The sequence below is a fragment of the Epilithonimonas hispanica genome, from assembly GCF_003385395.1.
GTDB classification, from domain to species: domain Bacteria; phylum Bacteroidota; class Bacteroidia; order Flavobacteriales; family Weeksellaceae; genus Epilithonimonas; species Epilithonimonas hispanica.
This window is the reverse complement of the sequence record NZ_QNUG01000125.1, coordinates 1-830: the sequence shown is the minus strand read 5'-3', so window position 1 is coordinate 830 and position 830 is coordinate 1. Positions and strand designations below refer to the sequence as shown.

General features: G+C 31.7%; 1 protein-coding gene and 1 pseudogene. Both read left to right on the top strand.

All coding sequences use genetic code 11. The annotated features are described in order from the left end of the window. Window positions 1–111: 111 nt before the first annotated feature. A pseudogene (locus DRF58_RS18160) lies at window positions 112–291 on the top strand (GIY-YIG nuclease family protein); the annotation flags it as partial. Window positions 292–387: 96 nt separating this feature from the next. Further along, entirely contained in the window at window positions 388–636 is a 249-nt protein-coding gene (locus DRF58_RS18155; protein WP_116037349.1) for a GIY-YIG nuclease family protein, read from the top strand. The last annotated feature ends 194 nt before the right edge of the window (window positions 637–830 follow it).

The following is an 830-nucleotide window of genomic DNA, read 5'->3' as shown; positions in this document are numbered from 1 at the left end:
TATGTTTCAGCAGTTCCAGATAATGATCCAATGTTCTTAAAGTTTACTGCAAAAATCGAAAACTTATTTCAATTTGCACACAACTTTTGAGATTGATCCGGTTTTACTGCTAATCTTTTGGAAAGATTTAAATCTCATAATTATTTAGCTAAATCTGGATATACAATTAAATTTAGACCTTGGAAAGTAATTCACGTAGAATTTTTCAACGAAAAGAAAGATGCAATGAAAAGAGAACAATTTTTGAAAACCGGACAAGGAAGATTATTCATCAAATCTTTGATTAAATAATTAGAGGGCTCATATCCGCCAAAGGCGGACACACGTTCGAGTCGTGTCCTCGCAACTAATTTAAGAGAATCACAAATGTGGTTCTCTTTTTAGTTTATGGAAGAATTTGTTGTTTACGTTTTATATTCAGAGAAATTTGATGAAACTTATACAGGTTTTACTGCTAATCTTTTGAAAAGATTTAAATCTCATAATTATTTAGCTAAATCTGGATATACAATTAAATTTAGACCTTGGAAAGTAATTCACGTAGAATTTTTCAACGAAAAGAAAGATGCAATGAAAAGAGAACAATTCTTGAAAACTGGACAAGGAAGACTGTTCATCAAATCTTTGATTAAATAATTGGAGGGCTCATATCCGCCAAAGGCGGACACACGTTCGAGTCGTGTCCTCGCAACTAATTTAAGAATCCGTCTCACAACAAAATTTGAGGCGGATTTTTTTGTTATAAAAGTTTTTCAATATTTTAAGAAAAAGTGAAAAGTTGTCCTCTTCAGGCAACTTTCTTTCTTAAATTGTGTGCTAAAGCGTGTAAT